Source organism: Prevotella sp. AM23-5 (assembly GCF_003473645.1).
In the GTDB taxonomy this organism is placed as follows: Bacteria; Bacteroidota; Bacteroidia; order Bacteroidales; family Bacteroidaceae; genus Prevotella; species Prevotella copri_A.
In genome coordinates this window covers 1-23,532 of the sequence record NZ_QUCG01000043.1, presented here as the reverse complement: position 1 = coordinate 23,532, position 23,532 = coordinate 1, and the positions used below count along the sequence as shown (strand labels likewise).

25 protein-coding genes are annotated in these 23,532 nt (G+C 45.3%); 23 read left to right on the top strand and 2 right to left on the bottom strand.

All coding sequences use genetic code 11. From position 1 onward, the window contains the following. Nucleotides 1-68 precede the first annotated feature (68 nt). The 21 genes from DW657_RS11060 (at nt 69) to traN (ending at nt 19,588) form a co-directional block, all read left to right on the top strand. Nucleotides 69-815, top strand: coding sequence for a hypothetical protein (locus tag DW657_RS11060; protein ID WP_118312541.1), 747 nt, complete (start codon nt 69-71; stop codon nt 813-815). Nucleotides 816-972: 157 nt separating this feature from the next. Continuing rightward, entirely contained in the window at nt 973-1,437 is a 465-nt protein-coding gene (locus tag DW657_RS11055; RefSeq protein ID WP_369973474.1) for a helix-turn-helix domain-containing protein, read from the top strand. Further along, the gene (locus DW657_RS11050) at nt 1,434-2,552 is read left to right on the top strand and encodes an AAA family ATPase (protein WP_106813181.1); all 1,119 of its coding nucleotides are present in this window, start codon (nt 1,434-1,436) and stop codon (nt 2,550-2,552) included. The genes DW657_RS11055 and DW657_RS11050 overlap by 4 nt, the downstream gene beginning before the upstream one ends. 191 nt (nt 2,553-2,743) lie before the next feature. Then, on the top strand, nt 2,744-3,646 hold the full coding sequence (locus tag DW657_RS11045) for a toprim domain-containing protein (RefSeq protein ID WP_118312540.1): 903 nt from the start codon (nt 2,744-2,746) through the stop codon (nt 3,644-3,646). 112 nt (nt 3,647-3,758) lie between these two features. Then, nucleotides 3,759-4,340 (top strand): type IV toxin-antitoxin system AbiEi family antitoxin domain-containing protein, encoded by a 582-nt coding sequence (locus DW657_RS11040; RefSeq protein WP_118312539.1) that lies wholly within the window; start codon nt 3,759-3,761, stop codon nt 4,338-4,340. A gap of 1 nt (nt 4,341) precedes the next feature. Beyond that, nucleotides 4,342-5,214, top strand: coding sequence for a nucleotidyl transferase AbiEii/AbiGii toxin family protein (locus DW657_RS11035; protein WP_118312538.1), 873 nt, complete (start codon nt 4,342-4,344; stop codon nt 5,212-5,214). Between the two features lie 22 nt (nt 5,215-5,236). Continuing rightward, a complete protein-coding gene (locus DW657_RS11030) occupies nt 5,237-6,043 on the top strand; it encodes a TIGR02391 family protein (RefSeq protein WP_118312537.1) in 807 nt (268 codons plus the stop codon). Between the two features lie 264 nt (nt 6,044-6,307). Continuing rightward, complete coding sequence (locus DW657_RS11025) at nt 6,308-6,844, top strand: hypothetical protein (protein WP_118312536.1); 537 nt, start codon at nt 6,308-6,310, stop codon at nt 6,842-6,844. Further along, nucleotides 6,834-7,172 (top strand): DUF4134 domain-containing protein, encoded by a 339-nt coding sequence (locus DW657_RS11020; RefSeq protein ID WP_118312535.1) that lies wholly within the window; start codon nt 6,834-6,836, stop codon nt 7,170-7,172. Before DW657_RS11025 ends, DW657_RS11020 begins: the two co-directional genes overlap by 11 nt. A 104-nt stretch (nt 7,173-7,276) precedes the next feature. Continuing rightward, nucleotides 7,277-7,654 carry a DUF4134 domain-containing protein gene (locus DW657_RS11015; RefSeq protein ID WP_094881035.1) on the top strand — a complete coding sequence of 126 codons (378 nt, stop codon included), beginning with the start codon at nt 7,277-7,279 and terminating at the stop codon, nt 7,652-7,654. A 51-nt stretch (nt 7,655-7,705) separates the two neighbouring features. Then, nucleotides 7,706-8,008, top strand: a complete 303-nt coding sequence (locus DW657_RS11010; protein ID WP_118312534.1) for a DUF4133 domain-containing protein — start codon at nt 7,706-7,708, stop codon at nt 8,006-8,008. Nucleotides 8,009-8,158: 150 nt separating this feature from the next. Next, nucleotides 8,159-8,476: a hypothetical protein gene (locus tag DW657_RS11005; protein ID WP_141565415.1), complete on the top strand. Its 318-nt coding sequence runs from the start codon at nt 8,159-8,161 to the stop codon at nt 8,474-8,476. Nucleotides 8,477-8,482: 6 nt separating this feature from the next. Next, the gene (locus DW657_RS11000; protein ID WP_118312533.1) at nt 8,483-11,041 is read left to right on the top strand and encodes a TraG family conjugative transposon ATPase; all 2,559 of its coding nucleotides are present in this window, start codon (nt 8,483-8,485) and stop codon (nt 11,039-11,041) included. Between the two features lie 6 nt (nt 11,042-11,047). Continuing rightward, a complete protein-coding gene (locus DW657_RS10995) occupies nt 11,048-13,609 on the top strand; it encodes a hypothetical protein (RefSeq protein ID WP_118312532.1) in 2,562 nt (853 codons plus the stop codon). A 61-nt stretch (nt 13,610-13,670) separates the two neighbouring features. Beyond that, entirely contained in the window at nt 13,671-14,399 is a 729-nt protein-coding gene (locus tag DW657_RS10990) for a hypothetical protein (RefSeq protein ID WP_301332452.1), read from the top strand. An 83-nt stretch (nt 14,400-14,482) separates the two neighbouring features. Beyond that, nucleotides 14,483-15,268, top strand: coding sequence for a DUF5045 domain-containing protein (locus tag DW657_RS10985; RefSeq protein WP_118312531.1), 786 nt, complete (start codon nt 14,483-14,485; stop codon nt 15,266-15,268). A gap of 6 nt (nt 15,269-15,274) precedes the next feature. Beyond that, nucleotides 15,275-16,411, top strand: coding sequence for a membrane protein (locus DW657_RS10980; protein WP_010537145.1), 1,137 nt, complete (start codon nt 15,275-15,277; stop codon nt 16,409-16,411). Between the two features lie 47 nt (nt 16,412-16,458). Next, complete coding sequence (gene traK, locus DW657_RS10975) at nt 16,459-17,073, top strand: conjugative transposon protein TraK (protein WP_118312530.1); 615 nt, start codon at nt 16,459-16,461, stop codon at nt 17,071-17,073. A 49-nt stretch (nt 17,074-17,122) separates the two neighbouring features. After that, complete coding sequence (locus DW657_RS10970) at nt 17,123-17,509, top strand: hypothetical protein (protein ID WP_094881040.1); 387 nt, start codon at nt 17,123-17,125, stop codon at nt 17,507-17,509. Between the two features lie 2 nt (nt 17,510-17,511). Continuing rightward, nucleotides 17,512-18,687 carry a conjugative transposon protein TraM gene (gene traM, locus DW657_RS10965; RefSeq protein WP_118312529.1) on the top strand — a complete coding sequence of 392 codons (1,176 nt, stop codon included), beginning with the start codon at nt 17,512-17,514 and terminating at the stop codon, nt 18,685-18,687. 34 nt (nt 18,688-18,721) lie between these two features. Further along, nucleotides 18,722-19,588: a conjugative transposon protein TraN gene (traN, locus tag DW657_RS10960; protein ID WP_010537149.1), complete on the top strand. Its 867-nt coding sequence runs from the start codon at nt 18,722-18,724 to the stop codon at nt 19,586-19,588. Between the two features lie 2 nt (nt 19,589-19,590). Here traN and DW657_RS10955 read toward each other — a convergent pair whose 3' ends face one another. Both DW657_RS10955 and DW657_RS10950 read right to left on the bottom strand, forming a co-directional pair. Next, on the bottom strand, nt 19,591-19,899 hold the full coding sequence (locus DW657_RS10955) for a helix-turn-helix transcriptional regulator (RefSeq protein WP_029425402.1): 309 nt from the start codon (nt 19,897-19,899) through the stop codon (nt 19,591-19,593). Nucleotides 19,900-19,912: 13 nt separating this feature from the next. Continuing rightward, nucleotides 19,913-20,464, bottom strand: a complete 552-nt coding sequence (locus DW657_RS10950; RefSeq protein WP_010537151.1) for a hypothetical protein — start codon at nt 20,462-20,464, stop codon at nt 19,913-19,915. A 79-nt stretch (nt 20,465-20,543) separates the two neighbouring features. On the opposite strand from DW657_RS10950, the gene DW657_RS10945 reads away from it, so the two are divergent. Both DW657_RS10945 and DW657_RS10940 read left to right on the top strand, forming a co-directional pair. Next, nucleotides 20,544-22,727 (top strand): type IV secretory system conjugative DNA transfer family protein, encoded by a 2,184-nt coding sequence (locus DW657_RS10945; RefSeq protein ID WP_010537152.1) that lies wholly within the window; start codon nt 20,544-20,546, stop codon nt 22,725-22,727. A gap of 22 nt (nt 22,728-22,749) precedes the next feature. Continuing rightward, on the top strand, nt 22,750-23,301 hold the full coding sequence (locus DW657_RS10940; RefSeq protein ID WP_029425403.1) for a hypothetical protein: 552 nt from the start codon (nt 22,750-22,752) through the stop codon (nt 23,299-23,301). Nucleotides 23,302-23,532 lie beyond the last annotated feature (231 nt).

The window sequence follows — 23,532 nt, the reverse complement described above, 5'->3', positions numbered from 1 at the left end:
TCTTTTTACCCCAATGCAATGAATGCACCTTCGCTAACAGTGTAGGTGGCATTTGTGGTACCAACAAATTGTGGCTGTTCTTCAAGGAAGCCCATGAGTGCTATCAGACGGAAGTAATAGGATGCGGTAAACTGTATCACCGCTATAAAAAGGACTTTCTCAACAGCCATTCCTATACGGACTGCCAGTATGCGGCAGGCAAGAACGAGCACAAGAAGAACTTCTACATCATGGAGGAGTTTCTTGAAGAACGTGAGGACTTGGTAGTCATATTCTTTACCAAAGTGGATTTCGAGTATCATGACTACAAGGCTCTTCATCACAAGTTCAACACCACGGAGCCGCCTCCAAACGGTCAGTATCTCCATGGTAAACCACCGTCAATATTACAAACAGCACAAGAAACCAAACCGAAACAGGACTTTCAATGTTACTTTGATTCTACTCAGTTGAACCTCATTGCGCGCCATGCCAATGAGGTTCATTTGTTCTCAGCCGATGTGTCGGAAGAGGATATGCGAAAACTCTTCTCGTGCCAAGTCAGCAAGCAGCTAAAGGCGAGAAGCAACAGACGTGTGGCATTCTTCTTTGATATGCTCTGCAGCAAGAACTTGATTTGCAAGCAATGGCAATCGATCATTGCCAAGCATAAACTCATCCTGTCTTCATCAACAGACAAGCCACTTACAACAACCAAGCTGTCCTCAGCAACCAGTGATGCCAAAAGTACCAACGCCAGCATCTATGAGGCTATCCGCAAGAAAGTGCAAGAAATAGCAGATTGCGGTAAAAATGACAGCAAGGACACCATCTGACAGATGAAAACCTTGACAGTTGGCTTGATAGTCGGTTGACAGTCAAGCGCACTTCCATCCGATTGGGCAGAAATGCCCTTACCTTTGCCCTCCGTAATCAGAAACCTGGTTATGGAGGGCGACCTCGTTATGTGTAACGATAAATAAAATTACGACAATGATTGGACAGACAACAAATCAGGCAAACAATCCACCAAAGGATGGCACTATCCTACCGCCAACGATAGACGTGTATAAACACGAGTTGACAGAACCAGAACTGGCAGATATGACACCAATGAGACTTGCCGAGCGCATTCAACAAATGGAAGAAGCATTCAAGCTGCTTGGACCAGTGGAGGATGTGCTGAACCGCATCAAGTGCTTGGAGAAATGGCTCTTTGCAGGAAAAGACGTGCTCACCCTTGACGAGGCAAGCGTATTCCTTGACGCTTCAAAGAGTCAGCTTTACAAACTGACACGTACCTTTGCCATTCCCCATTACAAGCCAAACGGCAAGACCATCTATTTCAGCAAGGAAGAACTGGTGGAATGGATCAAGAAGCACCCTGTGAAAACAAAAGAGGTGTATGAGCAGGATGCCATACGCTATGTGATGAACAAACCCTTGAAGAGCAGATGACGATGGAAGAAATGAACGACATGAGCCTCTTTGAAGGCGCAGCGGACAATGCTGATTTGTTGGAAAAGTTGCTGAAGGCATCGCTTATCCATGCGGACGAGACCTACCAGACACCGCCACAGATAATATGGGTGGACAACTCGACCATAGCCACGCTGGGCAACTTCAGTGCCTCCACAGGCAAGGCGAAGAGCCGAAAGACGTTCAACGTGTCCGCTTTGGTAGCTGCCTCGCTTGCTAACGGAAAGGTACTGCAATATACGGCAAAACTACCCGATGACAAGCGTAAGATACTCTACGTTGATACGGAGCAGAGCCGTTTCCACTGTCACAGCGTGATGCAGCGCATCCTCCGGCTTGCAGGATTGCCCGACAACATGAACAGTGAGAACCTTGTGTTCTTCGGACTGCGAGAGTACAGTCCCAACCTCAGACTGCGGTTGATAGAATATGCTTTGCAGACCCAAAAGGGGTTTGGCTTGGTCATCATTGACGGCATAAGGGACTTGATGCTCGACATCAACAATCCGAGCGAGTCTGTCCATATCATCAACAAACTGATGCAATGGTCAAGCCGCTATGACCTGCACATCCATTGCGTCTTGCACCTGAATAAGGGTGATGACAATGTAAGAGGTCACATTGGCACGGAACTCAGCAACAAGGCAGAGACGGTACTGGTGATTAGCAAGAGCAATTCGATGGCGAATGTGAGTGAAGTGAAACCGCTCAACATCCGAGACAAGGACTTTGCGCCCTTTGCGTTCCAAATAAACAAGGAGGGACTTCCAGAGATTGCCAAGGACTATGTGGTTGACTCCACCACAGCCAAACAGCCGAAGATGACAATAGCCGACATTACCGATGAGCAGCATGACAAGGCACTTGGAATGGCTTTTGGCAAGAAAGTGGTGTCAGGTTATGAGAATGTGATAAACGCATTGACGAAAGGATATACAACTATTGGTTTTGCCAGAGGTAGAACAGTGATGTCAAAGTTGCTGACCTTCCTATTGAAGAGCAAACTGGTGGTGAAGTGCGGCAATAACGAGTATTGCAGAATGAAGGATTATCCTTCGCTTCCGCTGCTTGAAGAGCAGGAGGTGAAGAAGTGAGGATGAAGCGAAAATCACTTCAAAAACCACTTCATTCACCCCGGTGTATATATAATAGTAGAACGGACGGATTTTGTGAAGTGGCATCATATTTAACTACATGGACATACGACAAAATGACTTCACAAAACCGTTCATTCACTCTGGTGTATATATAATAAGCGCACGAATGAACAAAAAATGAATGAAAGATGAACATACAACAAGCAAAGGAAATCAAACTCACGGACTATCTGAGCGCATTGGGACATCAGCCCAAACGATGCAGCAAGTCCACATCTTATTATCTGTCGCCATTGCATGCGGAGACAAAGCCATCGTTCAAGGTGAACTTCAGCCGAAACCAATGGTATGACTTTGCTCTTGGCAAGGGTGGCAACATCATTGCTCTTGCCCAACTTCTCTACAATACGGATGATGTGGGTGCTGCATTGCAGCATATAGCAGCGGACATGAACAACCCAAAGTCCACAAAGGCAAAACCTCCTATACCGACACAAGTAGAGACAGACAAGATGGACAAGGTACATATCCAAGAATTGTCCTACCCTGTGCTTATGTCGTATCTGCGTTCACGCCATGTGGATGCAGACATGGGTAAACGCTATTGCAAGGAGATCTGGTACACGTTTAAGGGCAAGCGGTATTTTGGTATAGCCTTTCCAAATAACCGGGATGGGTATGAACTGCGTAACCCATATTATAAAGGTTGTTTGGGCGAGAAAGACATATCCTTGATACATTCACAGCAAGTTGGAGTGCAGGACAGATGCTGCATCTTCGAGGGGTTTATGGACTTTCTTTCGTACAAGACTTTGGAAAAGCGAGGCGACAATGTGATTTGCATACAAGAGCCATGTGATTATATTGTACTGAACTCCATCAGTAGCCTTGGGAAATGCATGGAACGATTGGCGTGTTACACTGCTATCCATTGTTATCTTGATAATGACCAAGCAGGAACGGTGGCTGCCCATACAATCATGGACTGTTATCAAAACATGGCAATCAACGAATCCACAAGATATGCAGAATACAAGGATGTCAATGATTATCTGATAGGCAGGAAATCCATAAATATAGCTGTAGAATAGTAAAATGTGATAGTTTTGAACGGATAAAACAAATATTCTCCGTAGGAAACTATTGATTTTGAAGATAAAGTTGTATCTTTGCACCGATAAATAACCATAATAAGGTAAAGGTATGAATGAGATTATGTATAAGGCAACCTCGCAAGGTGGAATCATAACCACCGCAGAGTTCCCAAACCAATCAGATTATCAGAAAATTGTGAGGGCTAAGGAACGTGGAGAACTTATTCGGGTTCGCCATGGGGTCTATGCTGTTCCTGACGCTCTTTTCAATACGATGATAGATATTGAACGAATCGTTCCCAATGGAATTGTATGTCTGTACAACGCTTGGGCATATCATCAGCTCTCTACTGTTGTTCCACCTTCCTTTTGTGTTGCTATAGAAGCCAAGCGAAAGGTGGCAATGCCGCCAACCCTACCGATAGAACTTTATTATTGGAAAAAGGAGAATTTGGAGTTTGGTGTTATGGATGTGGAAATGTCGGGCTACAACATTCGTATGACGGATATGGAACGTAGCGTATGTGATGCCGTCAAGTATCGTAACAAAATCGGATTGGAAGTATGCTCCGAGGTGATACGAAATTATCTGAAGAAACAGAACCGCAACCTAAGCCAATTGGCAGAATATGCAAAACGGCTGAGGGTTGCCAATATTTTGAAAAATTATCTTGAAATAGCAATAGAATAAAATGGGAAAGAAAAACTATGGCAAGTCTGTCAAGACTCGTCTGCTCAATCTGATGAACGAGACAGGCTATAAATATATGTATCTTCTTGCAAGATATTTCAACGAGCGACTGCTGTACAGGGTATCTGTAAGTCAGTACAAGGACAACTTTCTGCTTAAAGGCGGTTCTTTGCTCTATGCGATGGATGGCCTTAACGCTCGTCCGACCATAGATGTGGACTTCATGGCAGAAAGAATAAGCCGTGACAGAGAGTTCTTAACAAAGGTGTTCCAGGAAATTTTGGGCATAGTCTGTGATGAGGATGGCGTTACGTTTGATACGGAAAACATAACGATGGAGCCTATCACTGTGGAAAAGAAATATCCTGGTACAAGGTTCTTCTTCACGGCACACATGGACAGCATTATCCATAAAATGTCAGTGGACATAGGCTTTGGAGATGTCGTGACACCTTACCCTGCATCCATTGATTTTCCTTTGTTGTTGCCGAACATTCCGTCAGTCAATCTCCAAGCCTATTCGTTGGAGACTGTTATTGCCGAGAAGTTCCACACTATGTTGGACCGTGACGAGTACAACAGTCGAATGAAAGATTTCTTCGACTGCTACCAGTTGTTGACAAAACGAGAATTGGACGATGAAACACTATATGACGCAATCAAGGCAACATTTGATAATCGTGAACTTGAATACAATCCTAAGCTGAAACTTTTCACAGCCGAGTTTGTCAATGATGCCAATCGGCAGATGCAATGGAAACTGTTTCTTCGGAAGATTCAATGGAAAGAAGAACTCAGCTTTAATGTGGTAATGCAAGTTATCACAGACAGGCTAAAGCCTATGGCTGAAAAATATTGGAAAAATAATTTGTAGCAATACATAATGTCAAGTAAATATGACAAAAAGAAAATGTTTTAGTCAAGCTATTGTAGAAAGTATATCCAAGATTATCGGGGAAACCGTTGATGGATATACTGGTTCTGAAATAGAACTGTTTTTGGCACAATGTTCCATACCAGACATCTCTCCTGGAATAACCAAGTGGAAACGACTATATAGTGCATTAGCTAATATTCAAAACATCCAACAATGCTCTAACTCTATATTACGTTTTATAGGAGCAATATTGGCTCCTGCAAGAAACATTGACAAAAATAATTATAAAGAGATTGTGCAAAAAGTAAATGTCCAATTAGCATTAGTTGGATATATTTTTAATGAAAGCGGAAAATTCAGTGAGTTAACATCACCTGCGAATAGTGTCTCGGAAGCTCAAAAAAGAGTAAATAAACTGAAGCACGATTTGGAAGAAAGAGGAGTTCACAAATTGATTTTTCAATGTTGCAAAGCAGAACTGATGACCAATAATTATTTTCATGCAGTTTTCGAATCGTCTAAAGCTCTCATAAAAAGAATTCAAGACATTAGTGGTGTTCTGTATGATGGTCAGAATCTTATTGAGCATGTCTTCAGAAAAGACAATCCAATATTGATTATCAACAATTACCAAACACGATCTGAAAAAGACGAACATAATGGGTTCAAGTCCATTCTTATAGGAATATGCAATATGTTCCGTAATCCTGAAGCTCATGAATTGAAAACAGAATGGATTATTGAAGAACAAGATGCTTTGGATATTTTGTCTATGATTTCTTATTGTCACAGAAGATTAGATAAAGCTCAAAAGATAAATATTTGACATCAAACCACTAACAACGCCAAGCTCTCCCATTCGGAGGGCTTTTTTTATGCCCTTTTCCCAAACATGCGAAAACTAACAGAAAAAGCTGATTAAAGTATGATTGAGAGTATGATATATAATTATAATTTGAATATATCTTAAACTTTGATGGCCATACTTTACAAAATTCTTTTATGTCGGATTTTACTCTTTACTTTGCACTCGCAACTGGCACTTTTGCCACTGCATAGAGTATAAATCATCAATAAAACAAAGTATTATATGAGTCCATTTTTGATATTCGCAATCAGCCTTACCATTGCATACGCCATCTACTATGCGGTGATGATAACCAGAGACCTGTATGGTAAGAAGGAAGAAGCCAAGAGCAACGAGGAAATGTTTGACATCAGCAACATAACGGAAGAGGAAGCCGCAGTAGCCGTCAATGAAAGCGATGGTGGCTTTAGCGTTGCCGACAAGCAATACGACACGAGTTTCCAAGACGGCACATCATACGATGAGGGCTATGGTATGGGAACAGAGAACAACGGAATGAGTGGTTATTCTCCAGAAACGGATTCTTCCGGCAGAGAAGATGATGTTGATGAAGACGAAGGAAATGATGTCAACCAACAGAAGCCGAAGAACGCAGCCGAGTCGTTGCAGGAAAAGATGGATGGGCAGATGGAGTCCACTTCTCCCATATGGATAGACGGACTATGGCAGGACGACTTCACGGAGAGCCTATTGAAACAAGGCGAGACAAAGCCAGGACAACCAAACATCAAAACAATACCAGTCAAGGATGAAATTTAGCCATATCATAAAGAATGTAGTAAGTTCCTTTGTCTTTGCGCTGCTCCCCCTGTCAGCATCAGCCAAATGCGGTAATGTGGACTATAGCTGGGGAGCAGACGCACTGGCAGGGATGCACGACTATGTGGTGACGATGATGCTGTATGTGCTGTATCTGACATACGCTGTTGCTGCTGTGATGGTGATTATATCCGCTTTGCAGATATACATCAAGATGAACACAGGGGAAGATGGAGTTACCAAGTCCATACTGACGCTGATAGGAGCCAGTCTGTTTATGATTGGTGCATCCATACTGTTCCCAGCATTCTTTGGCTACCAGATTTAAGACTCAACTGCAGAAGAGTATATCATGTGAAAGCGAAAACACCTTTCTATATAATTATAATAAGGTGTTTCCAAACGAATCATTAACAAGTAAAACAAGAAAGAATGTTTAAGAAAACAACGAACTATTTGAAGAAGACCGCCAAGAGCGTTCTCTCTTCAGGACGCTTGAAGACATTGGCATTTATGCTCCTTGTGGGCGGTGGCATTGCCATGGCGCAAAACTCGGCAGGTGACTACACAGCAGGAACCACTGCCTTGACAACTGTGACGGAGGAAATAGCCAAATACGTGCCTATTGTGGTCAAGCTCTGTTATGCCATTGCAGGTGTTGTTGCCGTAGTGGGTGCCATCAGCGTTTACATCGCCATGAACAATGAGGAGCAGGATGTCAAGAAGAAGATCATGATGATTGTAGGAGCATGTATCTTCCTCGTGGCAGCAGCACAGGCATTGCCATTGTTCTTCGGTGTGACCAACTAACGAGTGAGAGTTATTCCGTGCATATTCAGTAATTGAGAAACGACGTGAAGAATGGCAAGAGAAGAGCAGGAAATCCGCTACCCCGATTACCCACTGTTCAAGGGACTCCAGAAGCCTCTTGAATTCATGGGAATACAAGGGCGGTATATCTATTGGGCAGCAGCCACGGCAGGAGGAGCCATCATCGGCTTCATTGCCGCCTACTGTCTGATGGGTATTATTGCAGGACTGATAGTGTTGGTCGTGGCAATCACTACGGGTGCAGGTCTCATCATGTTCAAGCAACGGAAGGGACTGCATACCAAGAAGAACGACCAAGGAGTGTTTATCTATGCCTACAGCAAGCGCATATAAAAATGTGAAACAAAAAAAGTATCGACATGACCAAGATGTGGATGACAAGTAGAAAGTGAACGACTGGTAGGCTCATTCTCCCCCAAGGGTGTGGGTCTACCTTTATTTGTTTCAGCGAAAGTATCGCATCTTTGACATAAAAGAATGGTTATGAGCATGAAAGCAAAGAACATTATCATTATGGCATTGGCTGGCATATTGCTGACCGCATGCAAGGACAAGACCTACAAGCCACCCACATTGGATGCCATGAGGAGTGCTGACAAGGCAAGAGCTGCTTGGGCGAGAGAGGCAGAAGAACATCCTGCGACCGTGGAAACACAAACAAGCAGGATGGATTCCACTGCAAAGGATAGTGTATCAACCCTTTATGGCGAAGAAAGCTACAATACCTCTTATCAAGAGAATGACAACAAATCATCCAGTATGGGAGAAAATCATCAATCATCCGAAGAAACAGAAGAATAAACGAATATGGTACTATATGTAATCTTATTTTTCGTGGCAATCTGCATTGGCATGGCCATATCGGTCTATGCCTTTGGTACTGGTGGCAAGCGGAAGAAAATCTTTCAGGACATCTACTTCTCCGTGGAAGACACGGACGGTATCGGTGTGCTCTATACAAAGACTGGAGAGTATTCTGCCATCCTGAGAATGGAGAACCCAGTGCAGAAATATTCTGCCAATATAGACAGCTATTATGAGTTCACCAATTTGTTTGCTGCCATCGCACAGACTCTGGGTGAAGGCTATGCCCTGCACAAGCAGGACATCTTTACTAGAAAGCAGTTTAAGGATGAGAGTGGCAAGGGACACGAGTTCCTTTCCGAATCCTACTTCCGCTATTTCAACGGAAGAGAACATACGGACAGTATGACCTATCTGACCATTACGCAGGAGAACAAGAAGAGCCGTCTGATGTCCTTCGACAACAAAAAGTGGCGAGATTTCCTGGTAAAAATCAGAAAGGTGCAAGACCAACTGAAGGATGCCGGTATCAAGTCGGAGTTTCTGAACAAACAAGAAGCAAGTCTGTATGTTGACCGCTTCTTTGCCATGAACTTCCGTGACAAGATGGTGAGCATGACAGGATTCAAGGTGGATGACGAGATGATAGGTATGGGTGACAGACGCTGTAAGGTATATAGTCTTGTGGATGTGGATTGCGCTAATCTGCCGACACAAATCCGTCCGTTTACCAACATCGAGGTGAACAACACAAGTATGCCAGTGGATCTGGTAGCATTGGTGGACAGCATTCCTGGTGTGGAGAGTGTGGTGTATAACCAAATCATCTTTGTGCCGAATCAGAAGCGTGAGCTTGCCATGCTCGACAAAAAGAAGAACCGTCATGGCAGTATGCCAAACCCAAGCAATCTGATAGCCGTGGAGGACATCAAGAGAGTGCAAGAGGTGATAGCGAGGGAAAACAAGCAGTTGGTATATACCCACTATAATCTGATAGTGACGGTGAAGCCAGACACGGATATACAAAAGTGTACCAACCATATGGAGAATGCCTTTGGCAGGATGGGCATCCATATTTCGAAGCGAGCCTACAACCAGTTGGAACTGTTTGTCAACTCTTTCCCCGGCAACTGCTATGGGATGAATGCCGACTACGACCGATTCTTGACCTTGGGCGATGCCGCCACCTGCCTGATGTACAAGGAAAAGATTGTGCATAGCGAGGACACGCCATTCAAGGTCTATTATACCGACCGTCAAGGAGTGCCAGTGGCTATTGACATATCAGGGAAAGAGGGACGAAATAAGCTGACTGACAACAGCAACTTCTTTGTCCTCGGTCCTTCGGGAAGCGGCAAGAGCTTTTATGTTAACTCCATGGTGCGCCAAGCCCATGAGCAGGACACCGACATCGTGCTGGTAGATACAGGTAACTCGTATGAGGGACTGTGTGAATACTTCGGCGGAAAATACATTTCCTATACCGAGGAGCATCCTATCACGATGAACCCTTTCAAAATCAAGCGAGAGGAATGGAACATCGAGAAGTTGGGATTCCTGAAGAACCTGGTGATGCTGATATGGAAAGGAAGTCAAGGCACAGTAAGCAAGACCGAAGACAGACTGATAGAACAAGTCATCAACGAGTATTACGATGCCTATTTCACCACCAAGCGAGTGAGCAACCTCTGTCTCAACACTTTCTATGAGTTCAGTACTGAGCGACTGCCGAAAATATGCGAGGAGAACGGTCTGCATGGCATAGACCTGTCATCCTACAACTATCTGTTGAAGGACTTCTATAAAGGAGGCAGCCATGATGTGACGCTGAATGAGAATATGGACAGCAGTCTGTTTGATGAGACCTTCATCGTCTTCGAAATCGACAGTATCAAGGATGATCCACTGCTCTTTCCATTGGTGACACTCATCATCATGGACGTGTTCCTGCAGAAGATGCGCATCAAGAAGAACAGAAAGATGCTCATCATTGAGGAGGCATGGAAAGCCATCGCCTCGCCTATGATGGCGGAATACATAAAATATCTGTATAAGACCGCCAGAAAGTTCTGGGCAAGCGTGGGTGTGGTGACACAGGAGATACAGGATATCATCGGCAGTGAGATAGTGAAAGAAGCCATCATCAACAACTCGGATGTGGTGATGCTGCTCGACCAGAGTAAATTCAAGGAACGATTCGACACCATCAAGGCGATACTCGGTTTGACCGATGTGGACTGCAAGAAGATATTCACCATCAACCGTTTGGAAAACAAGGAAGGACGCAGTTTCTTTCGTGAAGTGTTCATCAGACGAGGACAGACCAGCAATGTGTATGGTGTGGAGGAACCGCATGAGTGCTATATGACCTACACCACGGAACGAGCGGAGAAGGAAGCATTAAAACTCTACAAGAGAGTGTTGAAATGCAACCACCAACAAGCTATCGAAGCCTATTGCAGGGATTGGGATGCAAGTGGTATCAGCAAGAGCCTCGCTTTTGCTCAAAAGGTAAATCAGGCAGGAAAAGTACTGAATTTAGGGAACAAAAATAAAAAGTAATCAAAGATGAAACGACTTCTATCCATCATAATGCTGATAGTCTGTGTGTTGGCAAAGGCTGACGCACAGTACTACAGCGTGAACTATGACAAGCAGACGGTGGCTGCTATGGCAGCTGCATACGGAACGGAAGCCGTGGCAGAGGCATACTATAACGAGCAGGTGCAGAACATCTTGAAGCACTATAATGCAGCAGAAGTGGCAAGTGCCGGCATCTTCGCCTCAAAATTCTTGGAACGCAAGGCAATGACGGAGTTGGGCATCTGGAACAGTAGCACAGAGAACTACTATTACCGCCGTATCTACAATATGGTGTCGGGCAAAATCATGCCGAAGATATGGACGGTGGCAGGAATGATGCTGAAAAGTCCACAGACTGCCCTGTATTGGGGAACCTATCTGATGAAGATATGTGATGACACCAAGAACCTGTGCATGCAGTTTGAGAGTGTGGTAACAAACAGCACCCTCACATTCTCGGACATCGCCTTTCTACAAATCAACCAGGAGATAGCTGCCATACTGAAACTTTCAGAGATTGGCAACGTGGATTGGAAGAAGATGTTGGACGATTTGTCGAAGGTGCCAGGCAATTTTACAGTAGACAATCTGAAAGCCGACATCGACAATCTGTATAAGGCAGGAGCCAACCTTGCAGGAGCAGGAATGAACAATATCGGCAATGCCCTGTTGCAGAGCAGCCAGTTCAACGACCTCTTCCAAGGCAAGCTCAGTGCAGCCATCGACATTGTGGATAACTATTCCTCGCTGTTCAAAAGTCTCGACAAGAGCGTAGGCAACACCCTCTTGGGCATGATTGGAGGCAAGGACAACGTGGCAGGACTTTTCTCTCTTGCCAACTATAACCTCACCTCTTGGATGACCGACTATCTGGATGAGACAGCAGGAAACTACTACACGCAAAGATGGTATATCGCCCGACGAGACCAAGGACGAGAAAAACTGTGCGACTATGTACCGCCCACCGATGACAACAGCATCTTGAAAGGCGACCACTGGTACAGAATCAACACCAAGGATGCCAACTTCTATCCCAACAATAGCCAAAAGGAAGCCATCCTGCAAAACTCGGAGAATCATGCAGGATGGTCAAGAACAAGGGTGCAACAGCTCAACAACCAGAATGATGGCTTTACCTACAGTATCAGCTATTGGTTGAACAGCTACATCATCAGTAGCAAGAAAAAAGGACAGAAACAGAAGGCATACGCCTACGAGATACAGGTGTACAAGAGTTGGAACAGGACAGAAGAAGTATATGAGGCAGTCTTTGACTCCTATTCGATGGACTTGAACACCTTCAAGGCACAACTGCAAGCCCGGTTGAGCGAATGGAATGACAACGAGGAAGGCTATACCTATTATATAGGCAGTGATGCACGCAACTACTATCAGGCAACCGATGCCGCCAAACTGAAGGGATGCGAGAGCGTGACCATTAGTGTGACATGCAGCGACGGTGTGCCGTTGGGGCAAGGCACCACACAATACAAATGCAAGAGTTGTGGCGGTTCGCTGAATGACCACAGCAAGAAATGCGCCATGACAACATCTGTGACAGAGAACAACCTTGACCTCTCGGACTTGTATAAACAAGAGCAGGAAGCCAATGCCAAGATAACCTCTTTGCAATCGCAAATCAATCAGTTGGAAGCGGAGAACAAGTCACTTGTCAAGCAAATCGCCAATGCAAGTGTGGAAGATGCAGCCAAGTATCGGGAGCAATACAACAAGAACAAGGCTTCCATCGAACAACTGAACAAAGAACTTGCCACATGGCAACAGGAACAAAGGGAAATAGAGGAAGCCAAGGCAGAGGCAGGAAAGGACAATGACGTGGCGACGGATGACTACTATCGCATACCAGCCATTATGAACGACTGCAAGAGTGCCTACAACCTGACTTGGCAAGGGGAAGGAACATGGAGCGGCTATACTTACATTCGAAAAGCCACCATGCCCAACATCAACGGCATCATCACCTTCAAGGCAACATTGAAGATCGCCCGAAAGCCGAAATATTTCTTGGGCATCAAGATACACAGAGTCATCCTGCAGATCAGTTGGGAGCTGACATCGGAATACACCAACACCTCGGTAGTGGATGTGATGACGCTTGACCCAAGCAAGACCGAGCAGGAAAAGGCGGACGAAGTGAACAAGCGCATCTCGGAAATCGCACAGGAATATCCATCGTGCAAGATAACCACCGAATATGCTAAGAGCGCACCTGCCGATGACAATAACACCGATGATACCTTTCATCTGCTATGGTCGAGCGATAGGTTAGAGATAGCCAGAGAGGTGGACAGCAGAATCACCAAGATATACGCAGACTTGGTATCGTTGGAGAAGATGATGCACTACAAGCGCAACATCATCGACGTGCTGATGGACATCGCTCCACATATCAATGCTGACGAAGGACGACGGTTGACACTGGTGGAGAAATGCAAGAAACGTTGGTTAAGGAAAGCTGCCGACACCAAACATTCAGATGATTATCACGGCAAGTTTAATGATGAAGACAATGAAAATGAGAAATAGAAGAGAATACAAGGCTGATGCAGCGGAGAGGGTTGCAGGGTCAGTGAGCAAGAAGCGACGAATGGATATCGTGAGAAGATTGCTGGTAGCAATCTTGCTCCTCGCCCTCCCCTCTAAAACATTCGCCCAATGGGGATTTGATGTTGCCAGCGTAGAAGCCTACATCAATGACCACAAGAAACAGCGAAGTCTGTTGCTCGCACGAAGCACGTTGGAATACAGCAATAAACTATTGCACAGTTACAGTAAGGACGAGACCAAGGCATACAAGGAACTGAACGTTGACCTTGACAAGTACACCAGGGCATTTGATGTGATAGATGTGCTATATCAAAGTTTACGAACCAGTTTGAACGTGTACTCCACCTACGAGGGTGTGAGCGACAGAATATCGGACTATAAGAAGCTGTTGGATGACTACAACAAAAAAGTCATCAAACGAAAGCGCATTTCGCTTGCCGATACCATACTGATAGGCATCAACCGACGAGCCATAGAGAATATCGCAAATGAAGGCGAATACCTCTACAAAAGCGTGAGCGACTTGGTGCTGTATGCCACAGGAGCGGCAGCGTGTTCTACGGCAGACCTTCTTGTGGTGTTGGAAAGCATCAACACCTCACTTGACAATATAGAGAAGCATCTGAACAAAAGCTACTTTGAGTCGTGGCGATATATCCAAGTGCGCATCGGCTATTGGAAAGAAAAGGTTTACCGAACCAAAAGCAAGCAGCAAATACTGGAAGATGCCTTCGGTCGGTGGAGAGTGGCAGGTAAACTTGGATATTAGTTAAGTGAAGAGTGAAGTATGAAGAATTCATTTGTTAGCAAACAGTGAGAGTTAGTAACCCTTATATATTATAATGTATAGACATGGATAGAAAGAAAACAATGGCAGGAGCTATATTACTGTTGTTGGGCATAGCCATGACAGGCAATGCCCAGAGTTATGTGACATACAATCATGACAGTTCGAAAAAGAACCAGATAACGGTAATGGAAATCGGTAGCGGAAGTCTGTCACCAGAATTGTACTATCAGTTACTGCACAGCAGTTACAAGAAATCGGCTGCGAGTAAGAACAAACTCGGTTTTCGTACCACGGCAGGAATCGGAGCTTACAATCAAGTGGAATATGCCGAAGCCATCGACTCTGCCCTGACCAAAAGAGCAGAGATTGAGGCGTTGAATATGGCAGACCGTCAGATTGACCTCGCCTGGAAAGTGGAAGGAAGCAAAATCAACAGCAAGATGAATGCCTTCAAGAGCAACATCGACCGCATCCTGCCTGTAGGCGGATCCATCGGTGACAAGCAACGCTGGACAGAATGCTATCATGTCTATGAGACAGCCATCAAAGCCACCAAGGATGCCTATATGCCCAATGCCAAGCGTAAGAAGATGTACCTACAGATTTATGCAGATGTGGCAAAACAGAACGAGACACTTGTGAAGCAACTGGTGCAGATGTCGAATGCCAGCAAGACCAAGGAATTGTTGACAGCAAACGGCAACTACCAGACCGCCAACAAACGAAGTATCATCAGCAGTGCATCCAGCAAATGGCGAGAGGCAGGAATGGCAGTGAGAAACAACACATCTTCTGGCAGTAATAACGGCTCGAATGAGGATGACAATGATTTGAAAATAAACAGATAAGGAGTTATGGCAGACAACAGTAGCATATTATCCGACTTCGGCATCAACATCTTGGAAGAAGAAATTGATGACGTGATTTTCCAGACCAACGAGTTTCTGTGCGACGCTACTTTTACAGGCTCAAACGGACCTTTTTGGTGGGTCGTCCAAATGTGTATGGCACTCGCAGCCCTCTTCTCCATCGTGGTGGCAGCGAACATGGCCTACAAGATGATGGTGAAGCATGAGCCACTGGATGTGATGAAACTATTCAAGCCACTGGTGATAAGCATCATCCTCTGTTGGTGGTACCCACCAGCCGATACTGGTATGACAAATAGTGGTAGCAGTTGGTGCGTATTGGACTTCCTGAGTTACATTCCAAACTCCATCGGAAGTTATACCCATGACCTTTATGAGGCGGAAGCCACACAGATAGAGGACAAGTTTACGGAAGTTCAGCAGCTTATCTATACCAGAGACACGATGTACACCAACGTACAAGCTCAGGCAGACATTGCCCATAAGGGAACAACAGACCCGAATCTGGTGGAATCGACCATGGAGCAGACAGGCGTGGATGAAGTGACCAATATGGAAAAGGACGCAGCCAAGCTGTGGTTTACCTCACTGACTGCAGGAGCCGTAGTGAACATCGACAAGATAGTAATGCTGATAGCATTGATTGTCTTCCGTATCGGTTGGTGGAGCACCATCTATTGTCAACAGATACTGTTGGGAATGCTGACGATATTTGGACCGATACAATGGGCGTTCTCGCTACTGCCGAAATGGGAAAGCAGTTGGGCGAAGTGGCTGACAAGGTATCTGACCGTGCATTTCTATGGAGCCATGCTCTACTTCGTGGGCTTCTACGTGCTATTGCTCTTCGACATCGTGCTCTGCATACAGGTGGAGAACCTGACGGCTATCACCGCCAGTGAGCAGACGATGGCGGCATATTTGCAGAACTCGTTCTTCTCGGCAGGGTATCTGATGGCAGCAAGCATCGTGGCTTTGAAGTGTCTGAATTTGGTTCCAGACTTGGCAGCTTGGATGATTCCTGAGGGCGATACCGCATTCTCTACCAGAAACTTCGGTGAGGGTGTGGCACAGCAAGCCAAAATGTCGGCACAGGGGACACTTGCCCATGTGATGCACTGATAAAGGTAAAAAAGTAAAAGAGTGAAAAGGTAAAAAACATTATAGCAATGGTAATCAAGAATTTAGAGAATAAGGTGAAGTTGGTGACTATCATCTGTAGTCTGTTTCTGGTTGGATGCGTGCTGATAAGTATCAGTAGCATCTGGACGGCAAAGAACATGGTGGTGGATGCACAGAACAAAATCTATGTATTGGACGGCAATGTGCCTATTCTGGTGCAGCGCACAACGATGGATGAGACACTGGATGTGGAAGCAAAGAGTCATATAGAGATGTTCTATCACTACTTTTTTACATTGGCACCCGATGACAAGTACATCAAATACACGATGGAGAAAGCCATGTATCTGGTGGATGAGACAGGACTGGCGCAGTACAATACACTGAAGGAAAAGGGCTTCTACTCCAACATCATGGGAACGAGTGCCGTGTTCAGTATCTTCTGTGACAGTATCAAGTTCAACAAGGAGATGATGGAGTTTACCTACTATGGCAGACAGCGCATCGAGCGCAGAACCAATGTGCTGACACGTGAGCTGGTGACGGCAGGACAACTGAAACGTGTTCCAAGGACAGACAACAATCCACATGGATTGCTGATAGTGAACTGGAGAACCTTGCTCAACAAGGATATTGACCAGAAGACGAAGAGCAACTATTAAAGGTAAAGGGTAAAAAAGTAAAAAGGCAAAAAAGTAAAAAGAAATAACGATGAACACAAAAGGATTTAAGCAGATGCTCATTGGGGAGAAGATGCCCGACAAGGACGACCCCAAATACAAGGAACGCTATGAGCGAGACGTGAGAGCCGGAAGGAAGTTTGCCAAGATGTGCAAGATAGACAAGGCTGCCGCCAAGGTACAGAGGTTTGCTGACTTGCACAAGACACTGTTCCTGGTCATCGTGTTCGGTTTTGTAGGTGTGAGCTTCAGTTTCAACATCTATCGCATGGCAAGAGCTTATCACTATCAGGGAGAGCGACGCACCGCCACGGAGAGACAGGACTCGCTGATAAAGGCTCGCCATCAGAATATGGGGAATGCAAAGAACATAGTAAGGACCAATGAGGATGCACGCCATCCTCATAAAGACAAATAACGATGAAGCTGACAGAAAGAATCAATTTCAGACAACCCAAGTACATGCTACCTGCGATTGTCTATCTTCCACTGCTTGGTGCCTCCTACTTTATCTTCGACCTCTTTGATACCAAGGTGGCGGAGAAGAAGGATGCCAATATGCAGACCACGGAATATCTGAATCCGAACCTTCCACAAGCTCATATCAAGGGCGGTGACGGTATTGGAGGCAAGTATGAGAACATGTTGAACGCCTACGGCAAGATAGAAGACCATAGTGCCGTGGAAAATATAGACCGAGACAATGAGCAAGAAAAAGAAGAATACCAAAGCAAGTATTCGGATGCAGAACTGCAACAGTTGGATGCCGAAGCCAAGAGGCAAGCTGAACTGGAGAAAACGAGAGAAGCGCAAGAAGCCCATGAGCGACAAAGAGAGAACGAGGCGTTGGCAGAGCTGAACAAGGCACTTGCCGAAGCAAGGCTGAAGGGACAGCAAGCCACGCAACAGAACTCATCGTCTTCAGCAACTGCATCCGATGAAACAACAGCTACAGCCAAGGGCGGTATCAACATTAAGGGCAAAATCAAGGTGAATGAGAATGCCCGAAAGGAAGCAGACGAGAATGACAAGCCAAGTGAGGTGGTGAAAAAGGTGAAGACATCCTCGGACTATTTCAACACTTTGGCGGTGAACGAGAAAGAGCCGACAATGATAAAGGCTATCATTGACGAGAATGTGAAAGCCGTGGATGGAAGCCGTGTCCGCTTGCGACTGTTAGATGATGTGGAAATCGGTGAGATGATAGTGAAGAAAGGCGCATACCTGTATGCCACCATGAGCGGTTTCAGTTCGCAACGAGTGAAAGGCACGGTAAAAAGCGTGTTGGTGGACGATGAGATAGTGAAAATCAACCTGTCACTCTATGACACAGACGGCATGGAAGGCTTGTATGTACCAAGCAGCCAGTTCCGAGAGACCAGCAAAGACGTGGTAAGCGGAGCCGTAACCGGCAATGTGGATATGAACACCCCCAATACTGGCAGCAGTTTTTCGCAGTGGGGCATGCAGACCATGCAGAATGCCTATCAGAAAACAAGCAATGCCATAGGAAAGGCAATCAAGAAGAACAAGGTGAAACTGAAATATGGCACCTTTGTGTATCTGATAAACTCGAAAGATACCAAGAGCAAGTAAACATTAAACACAACAAAGTAAACATTACATCAATATGAATATCAAGAAGACCATTGGCACATTGATGATGTGCGCTATAACAGCCACACCCATGATGGCACAACAGACCAGTGCGGAGTGCTATCAGCCCTGCACCTACCAGGAAATGGAGCAGCTGACCGTGAACGAGCAAGTGACTACCGTCATTACGGCAAGTGAACCCATCCGCTTTGTGGATATATCCACCGACAAGATAGCAGGAGACCAGCCCATCAACAATACCGTGCGCTTGAAGCCCAAGGAGGGAATGCATGAAGATGGTGAGGTGCTTGCCATCGTAACCATCGTGACGGAACGATACCGTGCACAGTATGCATTGCTCTATACCACGAGATTGCAAGAGGCAGTGACGGATAAGGAGATACAACAGATAGAAAAGAATGCCTATAACAACCCTGCGGTCACATTGTCCTCAACGGACATGGCTCGTTATGCTCGCCAGATATGGAGTTCGGAAGCCCATGTGAACAATGTGAAGACCAAAGTCCATAAGATGGTAATGCGTCTGAACAACATCTATTCGTCGGGTGACTATTTCTTCCTGGATTTCTCCGTGGAGAACAAGACAGACATTCCGTTTGACATAGACCAAATACGATTGAAGTTGACGGATAAGAAGACCGCCAAGGCTACCAACTCGCAGATGGTAGAGTTACATCCAGTCTTCACGTTGGAGCAAACCAAGCGTTTCCGCTATGGCTACCGCAATGTGATAGTCATTCAGAAAATGACATTCCCGAATGACAAGCAATTAACCATCGAAATGACGGAGAACCAAATCAGCGGTCGCACCATCTCATTGAAAGTGAACTATAGCGATGTGTTGTCAGCCGACTCATTCAATCCGATATTTCTGAAATAGAGCTACGCTAAATGATTCAGAATAGGCAGTTGAAGACAACGCTCTATCTTAGCCAAGGTTTCGAGGGATAGGTTTTCCTGTCCTTTGAGTACCTTGGAAACATATTGCTGGCTACAGCCCATGAGTTCAGACAATCGCTTTTGGGTCATACCCAATTCCTCCATCTTGTCGAGCATCATCATTGCAATGTGCTGAGAATAGCGAAGCCATGATTTGTTAGCCATGCGCCACTCTGCATTCTCACGCCATTTGGATGGAGTTGAAGACTGATGTTCTCTCAGTTTGGAAACAATTTCGTTTGTAGTTCTCATAATAACCTCCTTTCTATATGATTTCATTTAAGAAGTCCATGAAGGAATCTTTGTCGGCAATATCGTTGTCAAGTAAGAAACGTCTCACCTTTTCCATTCGGGCGAGTTCAACCAAAGTATGTTCACGCTCCTGCATGGTACGAGTCAACTTGATTGCACCGCCAGTGATAATGTAAATACCCGGTTCGAGTTTGATGGCATAAATGCGGAGCCAAGAAGCATGACGTGGTGTATTACGCAAGCGTGCCTTCTCTTTGCCCAACAACATTTCCGAAGTACGACTATTCTCCAATGGGCGGAAAATCTTGTCAAGGTCAGCATCTGGAGAAATGTCCATGATGAGACATTGCAAACGTTCGCTATCTTCAATAGTATCATAGATGGCTTGATTGACATCAGTGATTTTGAAGTAGGACGCCAAATCGTCAATGTTATGCCTGAAGAAGCTACGCAACCATGTAACATCGTTCCATTGCCCAAGAATTGAGTCAAGGACGTTGTCGAGGCAGTCATCATATCTGACAGCCCAAAGGTGCTCGTTTTCTGTAATCAGGTCGAATGTCATAATCTTATTGTTTTATAGTGCGAAGATACAATAAATAATTGAAAAATACAACTTATAGGTTGATTATTTAAGAATATTTATGGAAGAAAGCAAGGAGTTACAAGGATTTTACAAGATATTCAGGGCAGTCATCTACATATCCGTGTTGATGGAGTTCTTTGAGTATGCCATAGACCCAAGGGCGATAGACGGCTTTGGCGGTGTGGTGTGTGACCTGCACGACCGTATCAAGCAGTGGTTTATCTACCATGACGGGAACCTGGTGTATAGCAAGGTGGTGACATTCCTCTTGGTGTGCATCACCTGTGTTGGCACGAGAAACAAGAAACACTTGGAATTTGATGCCCGAAAGCAGGTGCTCTACCCCTTGGTGAGTGGCGTGCTGCTGTTGGTGTTGTCCGTGTGGATCTTCGGCTATGCAATGGACACTCGTCTCTATGCCCTAAGATTGAACATCATCCTATATATGGTGACAACCATCATCGGAACGGTATTGGTGCATATCGCCTTGGATAACATCTCGAAGTTCCTGAAGGAAGGACTGATGAAAGACCGCTTTAACTTTGAGAACGAGAGTTTTGAACAGTGCCAGAAGGAGGAAAACAACAAATACAGCGTGAATATCCCTATGCGCTACTACTATAAAGGTAAGTTCCGCAAGGGATGGGTGAACATCGTGAACCCATTCCGTGGCACCTGGGTAGTGGGTACGCCTGGTAGCGGTAAGACTTTTTCTATTATCGAGCCGTTTATCCGTCAGCACAGTGCAAAAGGTTTTGCCATGGTCGTTTACGACTACAAGTTCCCGACCTTGGCAACCAAACTGTACTACCACTACAAGAAGAACCAACAGTTGGGCAAACTGCCAGAAGGCTGCAAGTTCAATATCATCAACTTTGTGGATGTGGAATACTCCAAGCGAGTGAACCCGATACAACAGAAGTATATCAATAATTTGGCAGCAGCGAGTGAGACCGCAGAGACACTGCTAGAATCACTGCAAAAAGGGAAGAAGGAAGGCGGTGGCGGCAGCGACCAGTTCTTCCAGACCTCAGCCGTCAACTTCCTCGCTGCCTGTATCTACTTCTTCATCAACTATGGCAAGGAACCATACGACAAGGACGGCAAGATGCTGATAGCAGAGAAAGTACTTGATCCGAAGACCATGCAGATGAAGCCGACCGGAAAGGTGTTTAACCATGCAGGAGAAGAAGTGGAGCCAGCCTATTGGTTGGGTAAGTACAGCGACATGCCCCATATTTTGAGTTTCCTGAATGAGAGTTACCAGACCATCTTCAATGTGTTGGAGACCGACAATGAGGTAGCCCCATTGCTCGGTCCATTCCAGACTGCCTTGAAGAACAAGGCTATGGAGCAGTTGGAGGGTATGATAGGTACACTGCGTGTCTATACCTCACGCCTTGCTACCAAGGAAAGCTATTGGATATTCCACAAGGACGGCGATGACTTCGACCTGAAGGTCAGTGACCCGAAGAACCCAAGCTATCTGCTGATAGCCAACGACCCAGAAATGGAGAGCATCATCGGAGCATTAAACGCCCTAATCCTCAACCGACTGGTGACACGAGTGAACACAGGGCAAGGCAAGAACATCCCAGTGAGCATTATCGTGGACGAGTTGCCTACACTTTACTTCCATAAGATAGACCGACTGATAGGTACAGCCCGAAGCAACAAGGTGAGCGTAGCCTTGGGATTCCAGGAACTGCCACAGTTGGAAGCAGACTACGGAAAGGTGGGTATGCAAAAGATCATCACCACCGTAGGCAATGTGGTGAGCGGTTCGGCACGAAGCAAGGAAACTCTGGAATGGCTATCCTCTGACATTTTTGGAAAGGTGGTGCAACTGAAGAAAGGCGTGACCATCGATAGAGACAAGACGAGCATCAACCTGAATGAGAATATGGACAGTCTTGTACCAGCCAGTAAAATCTCGGACATGCCGACAGGATGGATCTGCGGTCAGACGGCAAGGGACTTTGTGGCAACCAAGACCGGCATGAATGGTAGTATGAACATACAGGAGAGCGACGAGTTCAAGACCAGTAAGTTCTATTGCAAGACCGATTTTAATATGGCAGACATCAAGAAAGAAGAAAGCGAGTATATGCCACTGCCCAAGTTCTACACCTTCAAGAGCCGTGATGAGCGTGAGCGCATCCTCTATAAGAACTTCGTGCAAGTTGGCGAGGACGTGAAAGCCATGATAGCAGAGATATTCAACAAGAAGAATGCCAAGTGACAAAATATCAAAGAGAAACAAAATGAGATTCATGACAGGAAAGATACGGACATACATCATTTTAGCACTCTTGCTGCTGTGCCAGAATATCATGGCACAGAACAAGACACCCACACCAGATAGCCCAAGCCAAACCGACTTGGGCATCTTCGCATTACCTCCCTTAGAACGAGCGGTGCGCTGCATCAAGTATTACGAGGGATGGCACGATATTAAGCGCAACTATCCCTATATCGGATGGGGACATCGGATTTTGCCGCATGAGAAGTTCAGCAAGAACCTCACCTATCAGCATGCCGATTCTCTGTTGCGTTCAGACCTCACCAAGTTATGTGCCATGTTTCGTAAGTATGGCAAGGACTCACTACTCCTTGCCGTACTTGCCTATAATGTCGGACCCTACAAAATATTAGGGAACAAAAGATTTCCGAAGAGCCGTCTCCTGCAAAAGATTGAACGAGGATTGCGTGACATAGAAAAAGATTACCTTGACTTTTGCAGATGGAGAGGCAAATGCATTCCGTCCATCAAAAGGCGAAGAATGACAGAACTTCAACTATTATACATCCCATAAAAACGAAATATTACTTCATCAACCATCGAAATAGCACTTCATAGCCTGTCGAAGTTATACTTCATCGGCACTTCAAGTATATTGGCTTAAAAACATACAAAAGTTGTATAAAAACAGCATTTGTGTACATAAAATTTCTGAGATATTAAAGAATTTAGAGTTAAATGAACTTAAATTCATATTGAATATTGATATTTTCTGTCATTTCTTGTCTTTTCTCAATAAATTTTC